The organism is Undibacterium sp. Ji49W, from assembly GCF_049340205.1.
Taxonomy (GTDB): domain Bacteria; phylum Pseudomonadota; class Gammaproteobacteria; order Burkholderiales; family Burkholderiaceae_D; genus Undibacterium.
In genome coordinates, this window is the sequence record NZ_JBMPOW010000013.1 from 1 (window position 1) to 18948 (window position 18948).

Consider the following 18948-nt stretch of genomic DNA (forward strand, 5'->3'; position numbering starts at 1 on the left):
TTTTCAATCGCATAAAGCAATTCCGCAGGCTTGCAACACGGTATGAAAAATTGGATAGAAACTTCCTTTCCTTCATCAATCTTGTATTTGCTTACCTTTGGATTTATTGAATGTTAACAGCCCCTAGTACTGGTGTGTAACTAAGCGAGAAGATAGGAAATAAACCTAAGAGCAAAATTTTGGTAGGTTAAAAAACGCCAGCCTATGTGGCTGGCGTTTTGCCTGAGAAGTTCTTGGCAACTCATAGCGAAGTCTAATTTCTGTATGAGAATCTGAGATCCGTTACATTAATTTGATTAAACAAACGAGGCTGATTGCACTAACTCCGATTTTTTGATTGCAAAAATTAGGCTTTGATTGCACTAACTTTGAACGCCTCCGCCACCAAAAATCAAACGTCAATATTCCCCGCCCTCAACGCATTCGATTCAATAAACGCCCGGCGTGGTTCCACGTCGTCGCCCATTAGTGTTGTAAAGATCTGGTCGGCGGCGATGGCGTCTTCGATTTGTACTTTGAGCAAGCGGCGGACTGTGGGGTCCATGGTGGTTTCCCAGAGTTGGCTTGGGTTCATTTCGCCCAGTCCTTTATAGCGTTGCTTGCTGACGCCGCGTTCGGCTTCGTCGCGCAGCCACAGCATGGCCTGGTGGAAGTCTTGTACGGCGATTTCCTTGGCTTTTTCGCCTTCGCCACGGCGCATGAAGGCGCCTTCGGTCAGCAGGCCTTTGAAGGTGCTGGCGGCGTTTTCCAGTACTTTGTAGTCCGCGCCATCGACAAAGTCGGCGTCGATGCTGCTGACTTTGATGTTGCCGTGGTACAGGCGTTCTATGCGCAGGCTGAATGCGCCTGACAGTTCGTCGCTGCGTACCACTGCCTTGACTGCATTGTCGCCAATGGCGGCGGTCAGGGCGGCGGCGGATGCTTCGGCGTTTTCTGGGGTATCCAGTTTAAGCGTGACGCCGGTCATGATGGCGGTGAGGGCGGCGCGGTCGATGACGCGGGTCAGGCGCATCATGATGGCGTTGGCCAGGTTGTACTGGCGTACCAGTTCACCCAGGGCTTCGCCGATGATGGGGGTTGCGCCTGTGCCTGGTGTGAGGGATGCACCGGTCAGTGCCACGGTCATCATGTAGGTGGCTTCTTCGGCGTCATCCTTCAGGTAGCGTTCATCACGGCCAGCCTTGACTTTGTACAGTGGTGGCTGGGCGATGTAGATGTGGCCGCGTTCTACCAGTTGTGGCATCTGGCGATAGAACAGGGTCAGCAGCAGGGTGCGGATGTGGGCGCCGTCAACGTCGGCATCGGTCATGATGATGATGCGGTGATAGCGCAGCTTGTCGGCATTGAATTCGTCCGGGCCTATGCTGGTGCCCAGGGTGGCGATCAGGGTGGTGATCTGTTCGCTGGACAGCATTTTTTCAAAGCGGGCTTTTTCTACGTTCAGTACTTTACCGCGCAGTGGCAAAATCGCCTGGAACTTACGGTCGCGGCCTTGCTTGGCTGATCCACCCGCAGAGTCACCTTCGACGATGTACAGTTCACACAGGGCGGGGTCTTTTTCCTGGCAGTCGGCCAGTTTGGAAGACAGGCCCAGGCCGTCCATGACGCCTTTACGGCGTGTCAGTTCACGGGCTTTGCGGGCGGCTTCACGGGCGCGTGCTGCTTCAACGATCTTGCCGCAAATGATTTTGGCATCGTTGGGTTTTTCCATGAGGAAGTCGGTCAGGGTCTTGGCGACAATTTCTTCTACCGGGCCGCGCACTTCGCTGGAGACGAGTTTGTCTTTGGTCTGGGAGCTGAACTTTGGTTCTGGCACTTTAACGGATAAGACGCAGGTCAGGCCTTCGCGCATGTCGTCGCCGCTGACTTCGACTTTGGCTTTTTTGGCGAATTCGTGTTCTTCAATATACTTGTTGATGACGCGGGTCATCGCGGCACGCAGGCCGGTCAGGTGGGTGCCACCGTCGCGCTGCGGGATGTTATTGGTGAAGCACAATACCTGTTCATTGTAGGCGTCGTTCCATTGCATGGATACGTCTACGGTGATGGTGGTGTTCTGGTCAGACTGACGCTCACCAGTGGCCTGGAAAATGGTCGGGTTGAGTATGCTTTTGTTTTTGTTGATGTATTCAACAAAGCCGCGGGTGCCGCCTTCAAAGGCAAACAATTCTTCTTTGCCGGTGCGGTGGTCGTTGAGCTTGATGCGTACGCCATTATTCAGAAAGGACAATTCGCGTATGCGCTTGGCCAGAATTTCATAATGGAATTCAACATGGGTGAAGATTTCTTCGTCGGCCCAGAAGTGCACTTCGGTGCCGCGTTTGTCGGTGTCGCCTACGACTTTGATTGGCGATGTGACGATGCCATCAACGGTTTCCAGCTCGCGGTTTTGCGGTACGCCTCGGACAAAATCCATGGTGTGCATTTTGCCGTCGCGGCGTATGGTCAGCTTCAGCAACTTGGACAGGCCATTCACGCAGGACACGCCCACGCCATGCAGACCGCCGGATACCTTGTATGAGTTTTGATCAAACTTGCCGCCGGCATGCAGTTCGGTCATGACGATTTCTGCCGCACTGCGTTTTGGATCGTGCTTGTCATCCCATTTAATGCCGGTAGGGATACCACGGCCATTGTCGGTAATGGAGATGGAGTTGTCGCTATGGATGGTGACGTTGATCTCGGTACAGTGACCTGCCAGGGATTCATCAATGGAGTTATCCAGCACTTCAAATACCAGGTGATGCAGACCGGTGCCGTCCGAGGTGTCACCGATGTACATGCCGGGGCGTTTACGCACGGCTTCCAGGCCTTCCAGAATCTGGATCGAGGATGCGCCGTATTGATTTGGCTGCGCTGGAGTATTGTCTTGGGTGTTATCGGACATGGCTACCTTCTAAAAAAACGAACTGTTTTGGGCGATATGTAAATCGTCCAATGTGAAACATATTCAAAACTGCTTTGTCATTTCTGTACAGGTGGGATTCAGTGTCTGGGTTGTTGATGCGCTACGGCGAACGACACTGGATTCCAGCCTGCGCTGGAACGACGGAAATGAGATTGCCGTGAAATTAACTAACTGCTTTCACGGCAATTCAGCAAATAAAAAAACTATATCCGCATCGGCATGACGACATATTTAAAGTCGGTGTTGTCGGGTATGGTGATCAGGGCGGATGAATTGGAATCGCCCAGCGATACGCTGACTTGATCGCACTTCAGGTTGTTGAGCACATCCAGCAGATAGCTGACGTTGAAACCGATATCCACGCTGTCGCCACCGTAATCGATTTCGATTTCTTCTATCGCTTCTTCCTGGTCCGCATTGGTGGACAGGATCTGCATGCTGCCTGGCGTGATGACGCAACGCACACCCTTGAACTTGTCTGACGTCATGATCGCGGCACGCTGCAATGAACGCAGCAATTGCTCGCGGCCCAGGGTAAAGCTGTTTTTATAGCCTTTGGGGATGACGCGGTTAAAGTCTGGGAACTTGCCTTCTACCAGTTTGGAAATCAGTTCGATATCGGCAAAAGTCAGTTTGACCTGGTTGTTGGCGATGTCGATCTGGACCGGGTCTTCCTTGTCTTCCAGCAGGCGTTGCATCTCAATGATGGTCTTGCGCGGGATGATGACTTCGTGGCGCGGGAATTCTTGCTCGACTTCGACCTGGCAGAAAGCCAGACGGTGGCCATCGGTTGCCACGGCAATCACGTTCTTGCCATCGACGACCAGCAGCAAGCCATTCAGGTAATAACGAATGTCTTGTTGCGCCATCGAGAAATGCACCATGTTGAACAGGTGCTTCAGGGTTTTTTGTGGCAGGTTGACGCTGGCATTGAAATGCTCGGCCTGGGCCACGGTAGGGAATTCTTCCGCTGCCAGAGTCTGCAAAGAAAAGCGTGACTTGCCAGATTGCACAGTCATCTTTTTGTTTTCAAGCTTGAGGACGACATCATTGTCATCAGGCAGGGCGCGCAAAATATCCAGTAATTTGCGGGCGGCCACGGTGGTGGCAACGACATCGCCGCCAGAACCAATGGCTGCCTTGGTCGTGATCTGCACTTCGATGTCGGTCGACAGGAACGACACCTGTTCGCCATCTTTGCGAATGAGGATATTGGCCAGAATCGGCAATGTGTGCCGACGCTCGACAATACCACTCACAATTTGCAAAGGCCGGAGCAGGGTGTCCCGGTGGGTTTTAACCAATTGCATTTGAATATCCTCACTATTTTGTTTAAAGGACCGGTGCAAGCTAGCTTGCCCCCTTGCTTCTTTTTTACTACTTCATCTAATTACTGCGTCGTACTTGTTCTGCTTTACAAATTTTTCATTCCATCCCTTTCAAGGGGGAGGAGTTAAAATCTTTGCCAACCCGTAGGGTGCGCCACGCGCACCGCACTTACCTGGCTTTACTGCCATGGTGCGCATGGCGCACCCTACAAACTTGTTCGTCGTTCTGCGCATACGGCTCTTGCGCAGATGGATCCCAGCCTGCGCTGGGATGACGTTAATATTTTTTCTTGTTGCTTTAAACCTCCGACACCTCAATGCGACCCGTACCCTCAAGGTCGTCATTCCAGCGCAGGCTGGAATCCCGTGGCGTTTGATACATACGTATATTTTTACTATACGGGTAAAACCCTTGCCAACCCGTAGGGTGCGCCACGCGCACCGTTCGAATTGGTTTTACAACGATGGTGCGCATGGCGCACCCTACAAATCTTGGCCCTGCTAATTATCATTCCAACTTGCCCATCCTACAACATCCCGGCCATTAACCCTTGAGCGTTTGCTCTAATACATGCAATTCATGATTGCATTCGGGGTTTTTGGTGCGGTCTGCGGTGATCTTGCGTACGGCGTGCAAGACCGTGGTGTGGTCGCGGCCGCCGAAGAGTTCGCCGATTTCCGGCAGGCTCTTTTGTGTCAGTTCTTTGGCCAGGTACATCGCGATCTGGCGTGGTCTGGCGATATTGGCCGGACGTTTCTTCGAATACATGTCGGCGACTTTGATGTTGAAGAAGTCGGCCACGGTCTTTTGTATATTTTCTACTGAAATCTGGCGGTTTTGTACCGACAGCAAGTCTTTTAATGCTTCTTTGACCACGTCAATGGTAATTTCTTTACCATGGAAGCGTGAATACGCCAGAATCTTGCGCAGTGCGCCTTCCAGCTCACGTACGTTGGAACGCAAATGCTTGGCCACAAAGAAAGCCACGTCGTCAGAGATATGCACACCTTCTGAATGGGCTTTCTTGAGCAGAATCGCGACGCGCATTTCCAGTTCAGGCGGTTCAATTGCGACTGTCAGGCCAGAATCAAAGCGTGAAATCAGGCGGTCATCCATGCCGGTGATTTCTTTTGGATAAGTATCACTGGTAATGATGATCTGTTTCTTGGCGGCGATCAAAGCTTCAAACGCATAAAAGAATTCTTCTTGCGTACGGCTCTTGCCACCAAAGAATTGAATATCATCGATCAGCAGCAAATCCAGCGAATGGTAATACCGCTTGAATTCATCAAAACCCTTGCGCTGGTAAGCGGTCACTACGTCGCGAACATACTGTTCAGCGTGGATGTAGCGGATTTTAGCATTCGGGTTATCAACCAGTATCTGGTTGCCGATGGCGTGGATCAAATGCGTTTTACCAAGGCCGACGCCGCCATACAAGAATAGCGGGTTATACGATACACCAGGGTTATTCGCCACCTGGATGGCGGCGGCGCGTGCCAGCTGGTTGGCCTTACCGGTGACGAAACTGTCAAAGGTCAGCTCGGAATTGATGCGGCTTTGTTCACGGCGTGGCGATACGACTTCGGGTGCAGCGGGTTCGGACATCATTTCTGGCATGCTGCCCTGGGCATCAAGGTCGGCGTTCAAACCTTGCGGGCGCGGCGCGGGTGCAGCAGGTTTTTTACTGCCGCGCGGGTCCAGTACAAACTGCACTTCCACTTCATCGTCCCAGAACTGGTTAGCCAGTTCCGAGATGCGATTGGCGAACTGGGCCTTGACCCAGTCCAGCTTGAAACGGTTAGGCGCAGCGATGCGCAGCTTGCCGTCTTCAAAGTCGAGCGGAACCAGCGGTTTGATCCAGGCACTATATTGCTGTGGTGGAAGCTCTTGCTCAAGTTGGGACGAACAGGCCTGCCAGAAATTTTCCATGTATGACTTTAATTATTAAATGCAAACGCGCGGTGCCGAATTAACATTCTACCCAGGTGCAGCAGGCTAAAATGCTGCCAGTAATTCTGTCTGTGTCGCTGGGTGAGTTGTCTGAAAGACATAAAACGGTGCCGCGCTAATCCGCTATTTTAACCCCGCTTGACCGAGTTATCCACAGGTTTGCCTTTAAATTTATTCTTTGCATTGCACCAATAGATGTGCCTGCATTGATTAAAATTTGCGCTAAGTGATTGACACCGAAGTCAAAAGTGGTGTCTAATTCAGGGTTCCCTACCCCTCTTTTATTGGTGTGGCTCTGATAAGCGGTTTATCCGGCTATCTTGCTTCACTCCATGAGCAGCGGTTTTGGGGCAGTAAAGGCGAAAGGCCTGACGAAAATGTGCAAGCCGAAGTCGCACCCGAGACAGCCTTTATCCGTAATTCCGATTTTTTTTATTGCTCAAATAGCGAGACCAACATGAAACGTACTTACCAACCTTCCGTCGTTCGCCGCAAGCGCACCCACGGTTTCCGCGCACGCATGGCAACCCGCGGTGGCCGCGCTGTTCTGAACGCACGTCGCGCCAAAGGCCGTAAACGCCTGGCAGCTTGATTGTCAGTTCATTGATCTGCGGCAGCTTTGCTGAATTCGCATGATCAATACTATAACTGAGCCAGTTCAGGCAGGTGCCGGCGGTGCAGATTTTGCACGCGTCAGGCGCATCGTTAAAACGGATGAGTTTTCATCCGTTTTTCGTTTGCGCCCCGTACAAAAAACGGCACATTTTGTGTTGTATACCAGAACCAATGATTTGCCGCATGCCCGCCTGGGCGTGGTGGCCGCCAAGCGTTTTGCGCCACGAGCCGTGACGCGCAATACGATCAAGCGTGTTACCCGCGAGATTTTCAGGCAGGCAGCATTATTGAATGTGGATTGCATCGTGCGTTTGTCCCGACCTGTTAACAGCAAGGATGGCCCTGCTACAACTGCCCAGCTCAAACGTGAGCTCAGGGCGGAAATCCTGCGTCTGTTCGCCGCACCGGCTTGCCAGCCACTTAAAGCCCATAAAGCCACTTAAGGCCGCCTGAGATGAAAACCCTGCTGCTCCTGTTGCTAAAGTTCTATAAACTGGCAATCAGTCCTATGCTGGGGCAGAATTGCCGTTTTTATCCCAGCTGTTCTGAGTATGCGGCAGAGGCGATCAAGATTCACGGCGCCGCCAAAGGCAGCTTGCTGGCGGGCAAACGCTTGTGCAAATGTCATCCCTGGCACCCCGGTGGTGTGGATCATGTGCCGCCCGCTAGTGAAAAAACGCAAACCGCCCCCACATCCGCCAAGTGCTGCCATGAACCTGGCCACACTGGTCATTCTTCCCCCCTTTCCTGACATACACAAATGGATATCAAACGTACCGTCCTGTGGATAATTTTCTCGATGTCGTTGTTCCTTATCTGGGATAACTGGATGCGCCATAACGGCAAACCATCCCTGTTTTTCCCGACACCGACAGTGCAGACAAAAAATGCCAGCGCTTCTGCATCCGGCAATGGGGCTGTTCCGACCAGTTCTGCATCGGCAACTGCTGCCAGTGGTGCTACCAATGCTACTGGCACTACAGCCACTGGTGAAGCTGCGCCTGTCATCAAGAGCGAGATCATCACTATCACCACTGACGTGGTCAAGGCCGATATCGATACCATCGGCGGCGAGCTGAAACATCTGGAATTGCTCAAGCATAAAGATGGTAAAGATCACACCCGTAACATGGTCTTGTTTGATAACTCGGCCAAACGCACTTACCTGGCACAGACAGGTTTGCTGGGCGGTGCTTTCCCTAACCACAGGTCTGGCTTCGTTGCCAAACCTGGTGTCCGTACCCTGGGTGATGGCAACCAGGTGCAACTGGTGCTGGAATCTGAACAGTCTGGCATCAAGCTGACCAAGACCTATACCTTCAAAAAAGGTGATTACACCATCGATGTACGCCATGACGTGACCAATAACAGTGGCGCAGCCATCAGCCCTTCGCTGTACCTGCAACTGTTGCATGACGGCACCAAGCCTGAAAGTGGCGGCATGTTCTCTGGTAGCGGCGAGTTTTATGCCCCTGCCGTGTATACCGAAAGCGACAAGTTCCAGAAGCTGGATTTTGAAAAAATTGGTAAGGGTACTGACAGCCATGCCAAGCAGTCTGACAATGGCTGGGTAGCGATGTTGCAGCATTTCTTTGTGTCCGCCTTTATCCCGCAAGAAAAAACCAAGCGTGAAATCTTCACCAAGCAGGTTGATACCAATCTGTACGCAATTGGCAATGTCCTGCCTATGGTTACAGTAGCGCCAGGTGCGACGGTGACCATGAATGCGCGTTTGTATTCCGGCCCGCAAGAATCGGCGAAACTGGAATCGATCGCACCAGGCTTCGAGTTGGTCAAGGATTATGGTGTTTTAACCATCATCGCCAAGCCTTTATTCTGGGTCATGGAGCAAATTCACAAGATGCTGGGTAACTGGGGCTGGACGATTGTGGTCTTCACCATCGCCATCAAACTGGCACTGTTCCCGTTGTCTGCTGCCGGTTATCGCAGCATGGCCAAGATGAAGGTTGTCACGCCGAAGATGCAGGCCGTGCGCGAGCGTTTCAAAAACGATCCGCAAAAAATGAATCAGGCCATGATGGAATTGTACAAAACCGAGAAAATCAATCCTCTCGGCGGCTGCTTCCCTATCCTGATCCAGATGCCGGTCTTTTTGGCACTGTACTGGGTCTTGCAAGCTAGCGTGGAAATGCGCGGCGCGCCATGGGTGGGCTGGATCACCGATCTGACTTCTCCTGACCCATGGTATATCCTGCCTGTGGTGTATGCGATATCCATGTACATCACCACCAAGCTGAACCCGGCTCCGGCTGATCCTATGCAGGCGAAGATGATGATGTTCATGCCACTGGCATTCTCGGTCATGTTCTTCTTCTTCCCGTCTGGTCTGGTACTGTACTGGGTAGTGAATAACATCCTGTCGATTGGACAGCAGTGGGTCATCAATAACAAATTGATCCCGCCTGAGCATAAGGCTTAAGCGTAAAAATTGAGCAAATGAGAAAGCCCGCAAGTTTGCTTGCGGGCTTTTTTTATGGCGTAATTTGTTGATCAAACCCTTGGCGTATTTGTGTCTTAGCTTGTAGGTTGGGCCGGGGCTCTTGTGTAATTTGATTGCGGATTGATCAACCGAAACCCATCCCCACCCTAACCCTCCCCTTGAAGGGGAGGGGATAATATCGACAGGACACAAACCCTGTCGCATTTGCGTCACAGCGACACAAACTAATTCGCACTCTTAAAGTGCAAGCACAGATAGAATTTCAATATGATCTATGACCCCATCCCCATCGCCGCAATCGCCACCGCCCCCGGGCGTGGTGGCATCGGTGTCGTGCGTATTTCGGGCAAGGACCTTGCCCCTGTCGTCACTGCCCTGTTTGGTAATACCCAATTCAAGCCGCGCCATGCCAGCTATTTGCCGTTTACCCAGGCTGACGGTACCGTCATTGATCAGGGCATCGCCATTTATTTCAAGGCGCCACATTCTTATACCGGCGAAGATGTGCTGGAACTGCAAGGACATGGCGGCCCTGTCGTTATGCAAATGCTGCTGGCACGCTGTCTGGAAGCAGGCAGGGACGCGGGTTTGCGTCTGGCAGAACCGGGCGAATTTACCCAGCGTGCCTTTTTGAATGACAAGCTGGATCTGGCGCAGGCAGAAGCCGTGTCTGATCTGATCGAAGCGTCGACCGAAGCGGCAGCCAAGTCGGCGTCACAATCGCTGTCTGGTGCATTTTCCAAAGTCATCCATGCGCTGGTAGAAAAAGTAGTGCACCTGCGCATGCTGGTAGAAGCGACGCTGGATTTTCCTGAAGAAGAAATCGACTTCCTGGAAAAATCCAATGCACGCGGCCAGTTGACAACCATACAGGCAGCGCTGCAAAAAGTGTTTGAACAGGCAGCCCAGGGTGCTTTGCTGCGCGCAGGGCTAAACGTGGTGCTGGCAGGCCAGCCAAATGTTGGCAAATCATCCTTGCTGAACGTACTGGCCGGTGATGATGTCGCCATCGTCACCCCCATCGCCGGTACCACCCGCGACAAGGTGACCGAGACCATCCATATCGAAGGCATACCCCTCAACATTATCGACACTGCCGGCATACGGCATGAGCATGATGAAGTCGAAGAAGGTCAGATCGCCAATGCCATCGACACAGTAGAACGCATAGGCATAGAGCGCACCTGGGCCGAAGTTGAAAAGGCCGACGTCATTCTGCATCTGCTCGATGCCAGCCGCGGCCCGACGCGTGCCGATGAAGCCATCGTTGCCCGTTTCCCTGAAGGCGTGCCAGTCATACGCATCTGGAACAAGATAGACCTGTCCGGCCACCATGCCAGCGTCGATGAAATGTCGGATGCGACACACATTTACCTGTCAGCCCACGAACACACCGGCATCGATTTATTGCGCAAAGAACTGCTGCGCATCGCCGGCTGGGAACAGACTGGCGAATCACTCTACCTGGCCCGTGAACGCCACCTGATCGCCCTCAAGCATGCGCATGAACATCTGCAAAACGCCGCAGAATACGCCGCACAAAACGACCAGTCACTGGATTTGTTCGCCGAAGAACTGCGCCTGACCCAGGACCGCCTGAACAGCATTACCGGTGAATTTACGTCAGATGATTTGCTGGGGGTGATTTTTTCGCGCTTTTGTATTGGGAAATAAAACGGCTACTCACTCTGACGTAATACATGTCCAGACCCACTGAAAAGACCCTGCCCGAATTTGTCCCACGCTTCTGGCGCGATGACAGGCTGCCTTTTATTGAGGCGCGTTATCTGGCAGATGGTCGTCGGGTCAGTTATGACAGGCATGCGCACAAGTTGTTTTCCATCGGTGCAATCATTGCCGGAGAGAGTAGTTTTATTCATGGTGATGATGACTACCGTGTCGCAGCGGGCAGTGTGGTTATCATCAATCCGGGTTGCGTGCATGCCTGCAATCCGCTGGAAGATTTGCCCTGGGCTTATTGCATGCTGTATGTGGATGCTGAGTGGCTGGCGGATTTGCAGGGCATGTCGGGCCACGCTTTTCAGGGGTATGCGGCAGCGGTCAGTAACGACCAGGTATTGTTTGAAGGCTTACTCGACTTATATCAGATACTGATAGCCGATGATGCAGAACTCCTGCACAAGCAGGGCAGTGTCATCCAGTATTTTTCTGAAGTGCAAAAGCGCCTGCAGGCAGCGACGCCAGAATTGCCGGTGGAAAATGGCAGGCTGAAACTGGCGGCAGATTTCATTAATATGCATTGCACGCAAGACCTGAGTCTGGACGATATTTCTGCACAGGCCGGATTGTCTGCGTCTTACCTGTTCCGCGCATTTAAAAAGCAATACGGCATGACGCCGCACGCCTATCTGATCAATCGTCGCGTGCAATTTGCGCAAGAACGTTTGAAAAATGGTGCCACGATAGCCGAGGCCGCGCTGGATGCCGGCTTCGCTGATCAGGCGCATTTCCAGCGCGTGTTTAAGCGTATGCTGGCGGCCACACCAGGACAGTATCTGGCTTAAATGTCCGCTATCAATTCAGCATCAAGTAAGCATTAAGTCAGCATCAAATAAACCGCACTGATCAACAACATAGCCGCCAGGCTGCGATTAAAAGCACGCATCAGGGCGGGTCGCCTGAATAGCTGGCGCAAGGCAGTGCCTGCATACGCCCAGGCGGCAATCGAAGCATAGCAAACGAAAAAATAGATGATGGTGAAATGCCATATCATGGTCGTATCACCGTTTGCGGCATACGCACCCATGCCCGCGATGGAGGCCAGCCAGGCTTTTGGGTTCAGCCATTGCATCAGCGCGCCATACCATGCAGATGGGCCTTTGCCTTGCTCATCGATCTGTAATTGCCCATCGTCCACTGCCAGTTTATAAGCCAGAAACAGTAAAAAGGCGACGCCTGCCCATTGTATGATTTGCGTCAGCGCAGGCATGATATTCAATAATTCATGCAGACCCAGACCGGTCAGAAATAACAAGACCGTAAAACCTATGGTCGCGCCACTGACATGCGCCAGGCTCGCACGGAAACCATATTGCGTGCCTGAGCGCAGCGCCACGATATTGACAGGGCCGGGTGAAATGGAAGCGGCCAGCGCAAAGGCAGCCATGGAGAGATAGAGGTTGAGCATAAGCGTAGTCTGTATAAGTGAGTCGGCAGACAGATTTATACCGGGCCACGCTTGCTGCGTATTGAAGAAAACTACCCTGCTAAATTACCTTGCTAAATCATACCGCTGATTGTGCAGCGATTGCTGCCAACAGACGTGGCCGCAAATCATCCACCAGTCGCTTGCGGCTGCAACGTGGGTATTCCGCCGGTGAAAACCACATGGCTGCCTGTGCATACGCATCGACCAGCGGCAGCAAGTCTTTGGCTTCAGCGATACTGTAGATACGTTTGTTGCCATGGTCGGTCAGGGCTCCCAGTTTTTCTTGTAATATTTCTTTGCGTGCTATCGCTGCCGCAGATACCGGGTTGGCGACGCACAGACTGAACGTGCCCATTAAGAAATGTTGCCAGGCAAAATCGGCACGGGTTTGCAAGCCAGCGCTGATGGCCGTGCCATCGCTGGTAAAGCTGTCCTGCACATGCCATAACGTGGCATTCAGTTCAGTGATGGCATCAATAAATTCTTGCATGAAATTTTGTCTGAATAGTTGCGCTGCCTGATCGCCATGTGTAGCAATCGCCGCTTGCGCTTTGTTGTACCACACAGTATTGGCTGGGTGAAAATACTCACCTGCATCTGTGTCTACAGCATCCATTTCACCAAAAACAGCAGAGAATATTCTGGCGTTTTCTGTCACCACATACGATGGGGCGGGCAATAGCTGGGCCTGTATCAAGGCGTCTAGAGCTGCCTCGGTACAGTTGCAAGCTGCGGCAAATTGCGCCTTGTTCAGGTAATGTTTTTTCAGGTAAAGATCGAGTACGGACATGTTGTGCTTTCTATTGTTAACCATGGGCACTGCGACTGTCCGCAGGTGCCTGTTCTCTTTCATGCAGGCCGTAATCACGTACCACAGCGGCAATGCGCAGGCGGTAAGCGGCAAACACATGGCCGCGTCCTTGCGTCTGCGCAGCCCTGTGTTCTTCGGTATTGCGCCAGTTGGCGACCGCAGCTTCATCACGCCAGAAAGACAGCGACAAAATCTTGGCTGGATCAACCAGGCTCTGAAAACGCTCTATCGAGATGAATCCATCCATCTCCTTTAGCAAGGGTGCCAGCCCGGCGGCGATGTCCAGGTATTCCTGCTTGTTGTCTGCATGGGGGATGACTTCAAATATAACGGCGATCATGGTGTCTCCTGATTGTTATGGCGTATCTGATTGAGAGGTTCTGTTTTGACAGCTATGGCAACGCGTGCCGGGATGGTCATCGCTGCCACGCCAGCTACCACGCAGGCCAAACCTGTCCAGATGGTAGATGTCATGTTTTCTTGTAGGATGACCACACCGATAAGAACGCCAATCGGCACGCGCAGATAGGCCTGGGCAGTCGTGCCGACGGAACCCAGAGTTCGCATCAGGCGAAAATAAATCACAAACGCCAATGCTGTCGAAAATACGGAAAGCCCAAGCAAGGCAAATATCGATGCGCTGGAAGGCGTGATTGTCCATGGGTGATCAACCAATAGGCTTAAAGGCAGCATGACGGCTGCGCCACAGATCAGCGATCCAGCAGCAGGCTGCATCGGGTCCAGGCCTTTAAAATTCTTGCCGTAGATGGAGGCACCCGCATAACAGATCGTGGCAAGGATGATGGCAAGTTGCGGCAACAATTGGTCGCCCAGGCCATGCAAGACTTCCATGCCGATGATGAGACAGGTTCCGGCCAGTCCCACGACGATACCAAACAGCTTGCGGGCAGTGACGGATTCATGGCGGGTGATCATCCATGTTCCCAGAAACGTCAGAATAGGCGCGCCAGAATTCAGGATCGTGGCGAGACCGGCATTGACCGACTGTTCTGCCCATGCAATCAGTGTAAATGGCACGACGCTATTTAGTAATGCCTGCACCATGAAACGGCGCCATACGACCGCGTCGCGTGACAGACGGATTCCGCGCCAGCGCATGATCATCAACAACAAGGCACTGGCAATCAAGGTGCGCGCCGCGATAAAGCTCATAGGTGGGATAGTCACCACACCAATTTTGATAAAGGTATAGGACGCCCCCCACAAGGTTGAAAGTGCGAGCAATAGCGCAAGTTCTGTAGCAGGATTGTTTTTCTTGTCTCCGGCCATGCCGACCTCAGTCATGACAGACCCCTATGATGATTGAATACCGGAATGCGACCATTCAGGGAAGGGCGATAAGTCCAGCTCAATCTATGCCATTCAAGCACGGAGGTAGCTAACAGATGATGAAGACTACTGACGCTGATCTGTTCTGCAATTGCCTGGCCGGGGCAGGCATGGCGCGCATGACCAAAGGTGAATACCTTGCGCTCAGGTCTGTCGAGTTGCAGGCTGTCTGCATCATGGTTGGCTGACGCATCTCGATTGGCGGCTGCCAGCAAGACCACGATTACCTCACCAGCTTGCAAAGCCTGGCCTGCAATTTCGCATGTCTGTGTGACAAAGCGGCGCGTGTTTTGTACCGGGGCATCGTAGCGGGCTACTTCTGCAACCAGGTCTTTTATTCTCTGCGGCTGACTGGCTGACTCTTCACACAGTCTCTGCAACAGACCTTGCCGTTGCTGCAAGGCGATGATGCTATTGCCCATCAGGCCCGCTGTTGCTTCGTAGGTCTGCGATAACAAGCCGATGAGGTTGGCCAGCAAGGCATCTGCATTGTTCCATCCTGCTTGTTGCGCCTCTGTCTGCAGGCGTGCCAGAAAACTGTCCGGCTCAGTCGCACTGTCTTGCAGCAACTGGCAAAAACTGGCTTGCAAAGCTGTTGCAGCCGCATGGGCTGCCTCGACTTGCGGTGGTGTGCTGAGCGGCGACAGGCAGCGCACAAAATCAGCCATCCAGGTGGCCAGCAATGCCAGCCCATCTTGCCTGAAACCCAGGATACTGCCCATGACATGGATGGGGAGGTCGAACAGGTACTGGCTTAAACCTTCGCCATCGCTCATTGCATATTGGCTGGCTAATGTATTGGCGTGCTGTTGGGTATGCTGGGTGAGTAATGACAAATCCAGCTGGCGCAATGCGCCTTGCATCACTTGTTTGGGCTGGGTATGTGCCTGGCCTTCGTTCATGCGCATCAAATGAGCGAATATGTCCCCAGCCGAGCCACCGGCGATCGTGCGCGGCACCGCTTCGGCGGTCGGTCTGACCGCGCAACTGGCTGATTCCAGCACTTGTTGTACAACGTCTGCACGGCTGGCTATCCAGCATTTGAATTCGGCTTCAAAAGCCAGGGCCGGGCCCTGGCGCAGGCTGGCGTAATACGGATAGGGGTCAGTATGGCTGGCGGCATTCAGGATGTTGATGGTGTTTGACTGGGTCATGGCTAGGCTCTGTCTTGCATGGGTAGGTGATGCAGTATAGGGCTTGTCTGCATTGAACAATTCGTCTACCATCAAAGTATGAATGCAGATAATCTCCATTACGCTGATTATGCCGATACCCAGTTAGCCAGGCTGGCGGGTGCAATAGCCGAGCCGGCCCGCGCCCGCATGCTGTGCAACCTGATGGATGGGCGCGCCCGTACCAGTACCGAACTGGCAACGGTGGCCGAGGTCAGCCCATCCACTGCCAGTGTACATTTAAGCAAGTTGCTGGAACAGCATCTGGTGAATGTGGTGGCCCAGGGCAAGCATCGTTATTACCAACTGGCCAGCCCTGAAGTGGCCAATGCGCTGGAATCCCTGTTATTGATTGCCGGTTTGCCACGACCACGTTTTGTGCCAAACACGCCAGACCGTCTGCGCAAGGCACGCACCTGCTATGACCATATGGCGGGTGAAGTTGCGGTGGGTGTACATGATTATCTGTTACAGCAAGCCTGGATCATCAGCGTGGAAGGTGAAGAAACCGCCTATGAACTGACTGCCGAAGGTGCGCTTGCGCTGGAAAAACTGGGGCTGGATGTGACTGCCACACGCAAGGCTAGGCGCAGATTTGCCTGTTCCTGCCTTGACTGGAGTGAGCGCACACCACATCTGGGCGGCGCACTCGGTGCAGCCTTGCTGAATTTATTGCTTGGCCATGCCTGGCTGGAACGTGATCAGGACAGCCGGGCACTGGCGCTGACCAGCAAGGGCAAACGCGAATTTCAAAAAGTGTTTGCCCTTAAAACCTGAATTTGTTCAGGCTTTGATCTTGGCTAGACGCGCGATGATGGCTGGCTTCAGCTTGCGGAAGTAGATCAGGTCAATGATCAATACGGAACACAGTGAAATAGCAACAGTAAGCATGGCGCTGATCCAGATGGATTCAGGTGCAAATATCCTGTTAGCAAAATACACAGACATGAACATGGTCATGGCTATCATAAATTCACGCCAGAATGGTTTGCGCGTCTTTAATGTCGCCAGTTCTGCCTGGTAAATGAGTTCTGCATAGTGCTTGGGCGCAACATCTTTTAACTCAGGTACGGCCAGCAATAAGACGTCGGTGCTGAATTTTTGCATGATTGGTATTCCTTTATCAGCCTGAAATCAGGCCATGAGTAGATTATCTGCCTCAATATGCGTCAGGTCCACGGTCAAATTGTAAGACATTTACCGCGCATGATTGCTACAGATTGTGTCGGAAGCGGGTGGATGGAATATCCGGTCACGTTGGTCTCTGCCCGGGATGTGTTGTCCGTATATGTTGCACGAATGAGTGGCATCGTTGTTTTGTGGATAAAGATAAGCAGCAATCGCATAAGCAATCGCAAAAATCTTATGGCTTTAGGAATAATAAGCGGGTATGCCTATGGTAAGGTAGATGCAAATTGTTTTCACTATTTGCATCATGTGTCAATTACTTGGAATGAACTGCAATACCCCGACTGATATCGTCTTCAGTTTTACAGGGTTTGCTACGCGTGGCGGCTTGACGGACGAGCACAAGGACGGCTGGGGTATCGCTTTCTTTGAAGGCAGCGCCGTGCGCCTGTTTGTCGATCACCAGTCGGCGGTTGATTCGCCCGTGGCCGAACTGATCAAGCGTTATCCGATCAAATCCAAAAACGTTATCGCCCATATCCGCAAGGCTACCCAGGGCCAGGTCAGCCTGGAAAACTGTCACCCTTTTGTGCGTGAATGCTGGGGGCGTTACTGGGTATTCGCCCACAATGGCGATCTTAAAGAATTTAACCCTGTGCTGGATGGCAGTTTTCAGCCAGTTGGCAATACCGATAGTGAACGGGCCTTCTGCTACCTGCTGCAACGCATGCGCCGTCATTTTGGCGAACAATTGCCATCGGTAGAGCAGCTTGCATTGTTCATGCACGAGATCACGGCAGAAATTGCCAGCTTTGGCACCTTCAACATGATGCTGTCGAACGGCGAAGCCCTGTTCACCCACTGTTCGACCAAGCTTTACTACATCGTGCGCCAGCATCCCTTCAGTACTGCTGCCCTGACGGATGAAGATGTGGCCGTGGATTTTTCTCAAGTCACCACGCCTGCCGACAAGGTTGCCATCATCGTCACCGAACCACTGACCACCAATGAACAATGGACTCAGTGTGAGTCGGGCCAGATGTTGGTCTTTGTGGATGGCGATGTATTGCCCCTGGCATTGCCTGCTGCATTGTCTCCGGTATTACCTGCGCCGCAGGCGGCAGCATGAACCAGCGCCTGATGGATCAACTGGATACCAATTTATTGCGTGTCCTGCATACCCTGCTGACCGAACGCAGCGTCACCCGTACCGCAATGAAGCTGGGGCAGTCGCAACCGGCCATCAGCAATATGCTGAAACGTCTGCGTGAAATCACCGGTGACGCCATCCTGGTACGCGGTAAGAATGGCATGACCGCTACCGAGCGTGGTGAAGAACTATTACTGCTGGCACGCCAGGGTTTGAATGTGATGGAAAGCATCGCCAGCCCGGCCCCGGCCTTCATGCCGGCATCAACCCAGCGCATATTCCAACTGGGCGCACCCGATTACCTGAGCGCCTTGCTGATTCCGCTGATCATAGAAAAACTGCGTGAACAGGCACCCAATGCCGGCCTGACCGTGCATGCCCTGAACGCCGGTTTTGATTATGCCAATGCGCTGGAAACCGGCGAGCTTGATTGCGTCATCGGCAACTGGCCCGATCTGCCGCAACACCTGCATCTGGCGCAATTGTTTGAAGATGAAGTGGTGTGCATGGTGCATCGCAAACACCCGGTCGTCAGCAAGGGGCTGTCGATCAAATATTATCTGGAAATGGCGCATCTGGCCCCGACACCCTACATGATGGGGCATCGCAGTATCATCGACAGCGCGCTGGCAGAGCAAGGCCTGAAACGCAGGATACAGATGACCATCCCTTACTTTGGCATGGTGCCCTATGTCCTGGCCCGCACCGACCTGATCTTCACCACCAGCCGCAGCTTCGCCGTGCAATGCGCCAAAGATTGGCCGATAGAAGTCTTGCCCATGCCCATCACCGTACCCAAGATGAAATTCTTCATGCTCTGGCACGAACGTGCACACGCAGCAGCGGAAGTACAGTGGTTAAGAAGGATAGTGGCGGAGGCTTCGGCCAAGGTGATGGCGTAG

18 protein-coding genes are annotated in these 18948 nt (G+C 52.8%); 9 read left to right on the forward strand and 9 right to left on the reverse strand.

Translation table 11 applies throughout. The annotated features are described in order from the left end of the window. Nucleotides 1-391 precede the first annotated feature (391 nt). The 3 genes from gyrB to dnaA all read right to left on the reverse strand — a co-directional run bounded on the left by gyrB (nt 392) and on the right by dnaA (nt 6169). On the reverse strand, nt 392-2887 hold the full coding sequence (gene gyrB, locus ACO0LK_RS16540; RefSeq protein WP_422976886.1) for a DNA topoisomerase (ATP-hydrolyzing) subunit B: 2496 nt from the start codon (nt 2885-2887) through the stop codon (nt 392-394). Between the two features lie 224 nt (nt 2888-3111). Beyond that, a complete protein-coding gene (gene dnaN / locus ACO0LK_RS16545; protein WP_186946002.1) occupies nt 3112-4218 on the reverse strand; it encodes a DNA polymerase III subunit beta in 1107 nt (368 codons plus the stop codon). Nucleotides 4219-4780: 562 nt separating this feature from the next. Further along, the gene (gene dnaA, locus ACO0LK_RS16550) at nt 4781-6169 is read right to left on the reverse strand and encodes a chromosomal replication initiator protein DnaA (RefSeq protein WP_422976889.1); all 1389 of its coding nucleotides are present in this window, start codon (nt 6167-6169) and stop codon (nt 4781-4783) included. Between the two features lie 478 nt (nt 6170-6647). Here dnaA and rpmH point away from each other — a divergent pair, with 478 nt between their 5' ends. The 6 genes from rpmH (at nt 6648) to ACO0LK_RS16580 (ending at nt 11791) form a co-directional block, all read left to right on the forward strand. Continuing rightward, entirely contained in the window at nt 6648-6782 is a 135-nt protein-coding gene (rpmH, locus tag ACO0LK_RS16555) for a 50S ribosomal protein L34 (protein WP_061535510.1), read from the forward strand. 40 nt (nt 6783-6822) lie between these two features. Continuing rightward, nucleotides 6823-7248 (forward strand): ribonuclease P protein component, encoded by a 426-nt coding sequence (gene rnpA / locus ACO0LK_RS16560; RefSeq protein WP_422976891.1) that lies wholly within the window; start codon nt 6823-6825, stop codon nt 7246-7248. A gap of 11 nt (nt 7249-7259) precedes the next feature. Further along, nucleotides 7260-7556 carry a membrane protein insertion efficiency factor YidD gene (gene yidD / locus ACO0LK_RS16565; protein ID WP_422976893.1) on the forward strand — a complete coding sequence of 99 codons (297 nt, stop codon included), beginning with the start codon at nt 7260-7262 and terminating at the stop codon, nt 7554-7556. Nucleotides 7557-7565: 9 nt separating this feature from the next. Further along, entirely contained in the window at nt 7566-9245 is a 1680-nt protein-coding gene (yidC, locus tag ACO0LK_RS16570) for a membrane protein insertase YidC (protein ID WP_422976895.1), read from the forward strand. Nucleotides 9246-9533: 288 nt separating this feature from the next. Next, entirely contained in the window at nt 9534-10940 is a 1407-nt protein-coding gene (mnmE, locus tag ACO0LK_RS16575) for a tRNA uridine-5-carboxymethylaminomethyl(34) synthesis GTPase MnmE (RefSeq protein ID WP_422976897.1), read from the forward strand. A gap of 26 nt (nt 10941-10966) precedes the next feature. Continuing rightward, complete coding sequence (locus tag ACO0LK_RS16580; RefSeq protein ID WP_422976899.1) at nt 10967-11791, forward strand: AraC family transcriptional regulator; 825 nt, start codon at nt 10967-10969, stop codon at nt 11789-11791. A 32-nt stretch (nt 11792-11823) separates the two neighbouring features. On the opposite strand, the gene ACO0LK_RS16585 is transcribed toward ACO0LK_RS16580, so the two are convergent. The 5 genes from ACO0LK_RS16585 to ACO0LK_RS16605 form a co-directional block, all read right to left on the reverse strand. Next, nucleotides 11824-12414 carry a LysE family translocator gene (locus ACO0LK_RS16585; RefSeq protein WP_422976901.1) on the reverse strand — a complete coding sequence of 197 codons (591 nt, stop codon included), beginning with the start codon at nt 12412-12414 and terminating at the stop codon, nt 11824-11826. Nucleotides 12415-12511: 97 nt separating this feature from the next. Next, nucleotides 12512-13225 carry a DUF6058 family natural product biosynthesis protein gene (locus ACO0LK_RS16590; protein ID WP_422976903.1) on the reverse strand — a complete coding sequence of 238 codons (714 nt, stop codon included), beginning with the start codon at nt 13223-13225 and terminating at the stop codon, nt 12512-12514. Nucleotides 13226-13241: 16 nt separating this feature from the next. Further along, nucleotides 13242-13586 carry an antibiotic biosynthesis monooxygenase family protein gene (locus ACO0LK_RS16595; RefSeq protein WP_422976905.1) on the reverse strand — a complete coding sequence of 115 codons (345 nt, stop codon included), beginning with the start codon at nt 13584-13586 and terminating at the stop codon, nt 13242-13244. After that, the gene (locus ACO0LK_RS16600; RefSeq protein WP_422976907.1) at nt 13583-14551 is read right to left on the reverse strand and encodes a DMT family transporter; all 969 of its coding nucleotides are present in this window, start codon (nt 14549-14551) and stop codon (nt 13583-13585) included. Before ACO0LK_RS16600 ends, ACO0LK_RS16595 begins: the two co-directional genes overlap by 4 nt. Then, the gene (locus ACO0LK_RS16605; protein WP_422976909.1) at nt 14548-15750 is read right to left on the reverse strand and encodes a cytochrome P450; all 1203 of its coding nucleotides are present in this window, start codon (nt 15748-15750) and stop codon (nt 14548-14550) included. Before ACO0LK_RS16605 ends, ACO0LK_RS16600 begins: the two co-directional genes overlap by 4 nt. 78 nt (nt 15751-15828) lie before the next feature. Here ACO0LK_RS16605 and ACO0LK_RS16610 point away from each other — a divergent pair, with 78 nt between their 5' ends. Next, on the forward strand, nt 15829-16545 hold the full coding sequence (locus ACO0LK_RS16610; protein ID WP_422976911.1) for an ArsR/SmtB family transcription factor: 717 nt from the start codon (nt 15829-15831) through the stop codon (nt 16543-16545). A gap of 6 nt (nt 16546-16551) precedes the next feature. Here the strand turns inward: ACO0LK_RS16610 and ACO0LK_RS16615 are convergent, their stop codons facing one another. Then, nucleotides 16552-16875, reverse strand: coding sequence for a hypothetical protein (locus ACO0LK_RS16615; RefSeq protein WP_422976913.1), 324 nt, complete (start codon nt 16873-16875; stop codon nt 16552-16554). A gap of 328 nt (nt 16876-17203) precedes the next feature. On the opposite strand from ACO0LK_RS16615, the gene ACO0LK_RS16620 reads away from it, so the two are divergent. Then, nucleotides 17204-18025: a class II glutamine amidotransferase gene (locus ACO0LK_RS16620; protein ID WP_186946018.1), complete on the forward strand. Its 822-nt coding sequence runs from the start codon at nt 17204-17206 to the stop codon at nt 18023-18025. After that, a complete protein-coding gene (locus ACO0LK_RS16625; RefSeq protein ID WP_422976915.1) occupies nt 18022-18948 on the forward strand; it encodes a LysR family transcriptional regulator in 927 nt (308 codons plus the stop codon). The genes ACO0LK_RS16620 and ACO0LK_RS16625 overlap by 4 nt, the downstream gene beginning before the upstream one ends.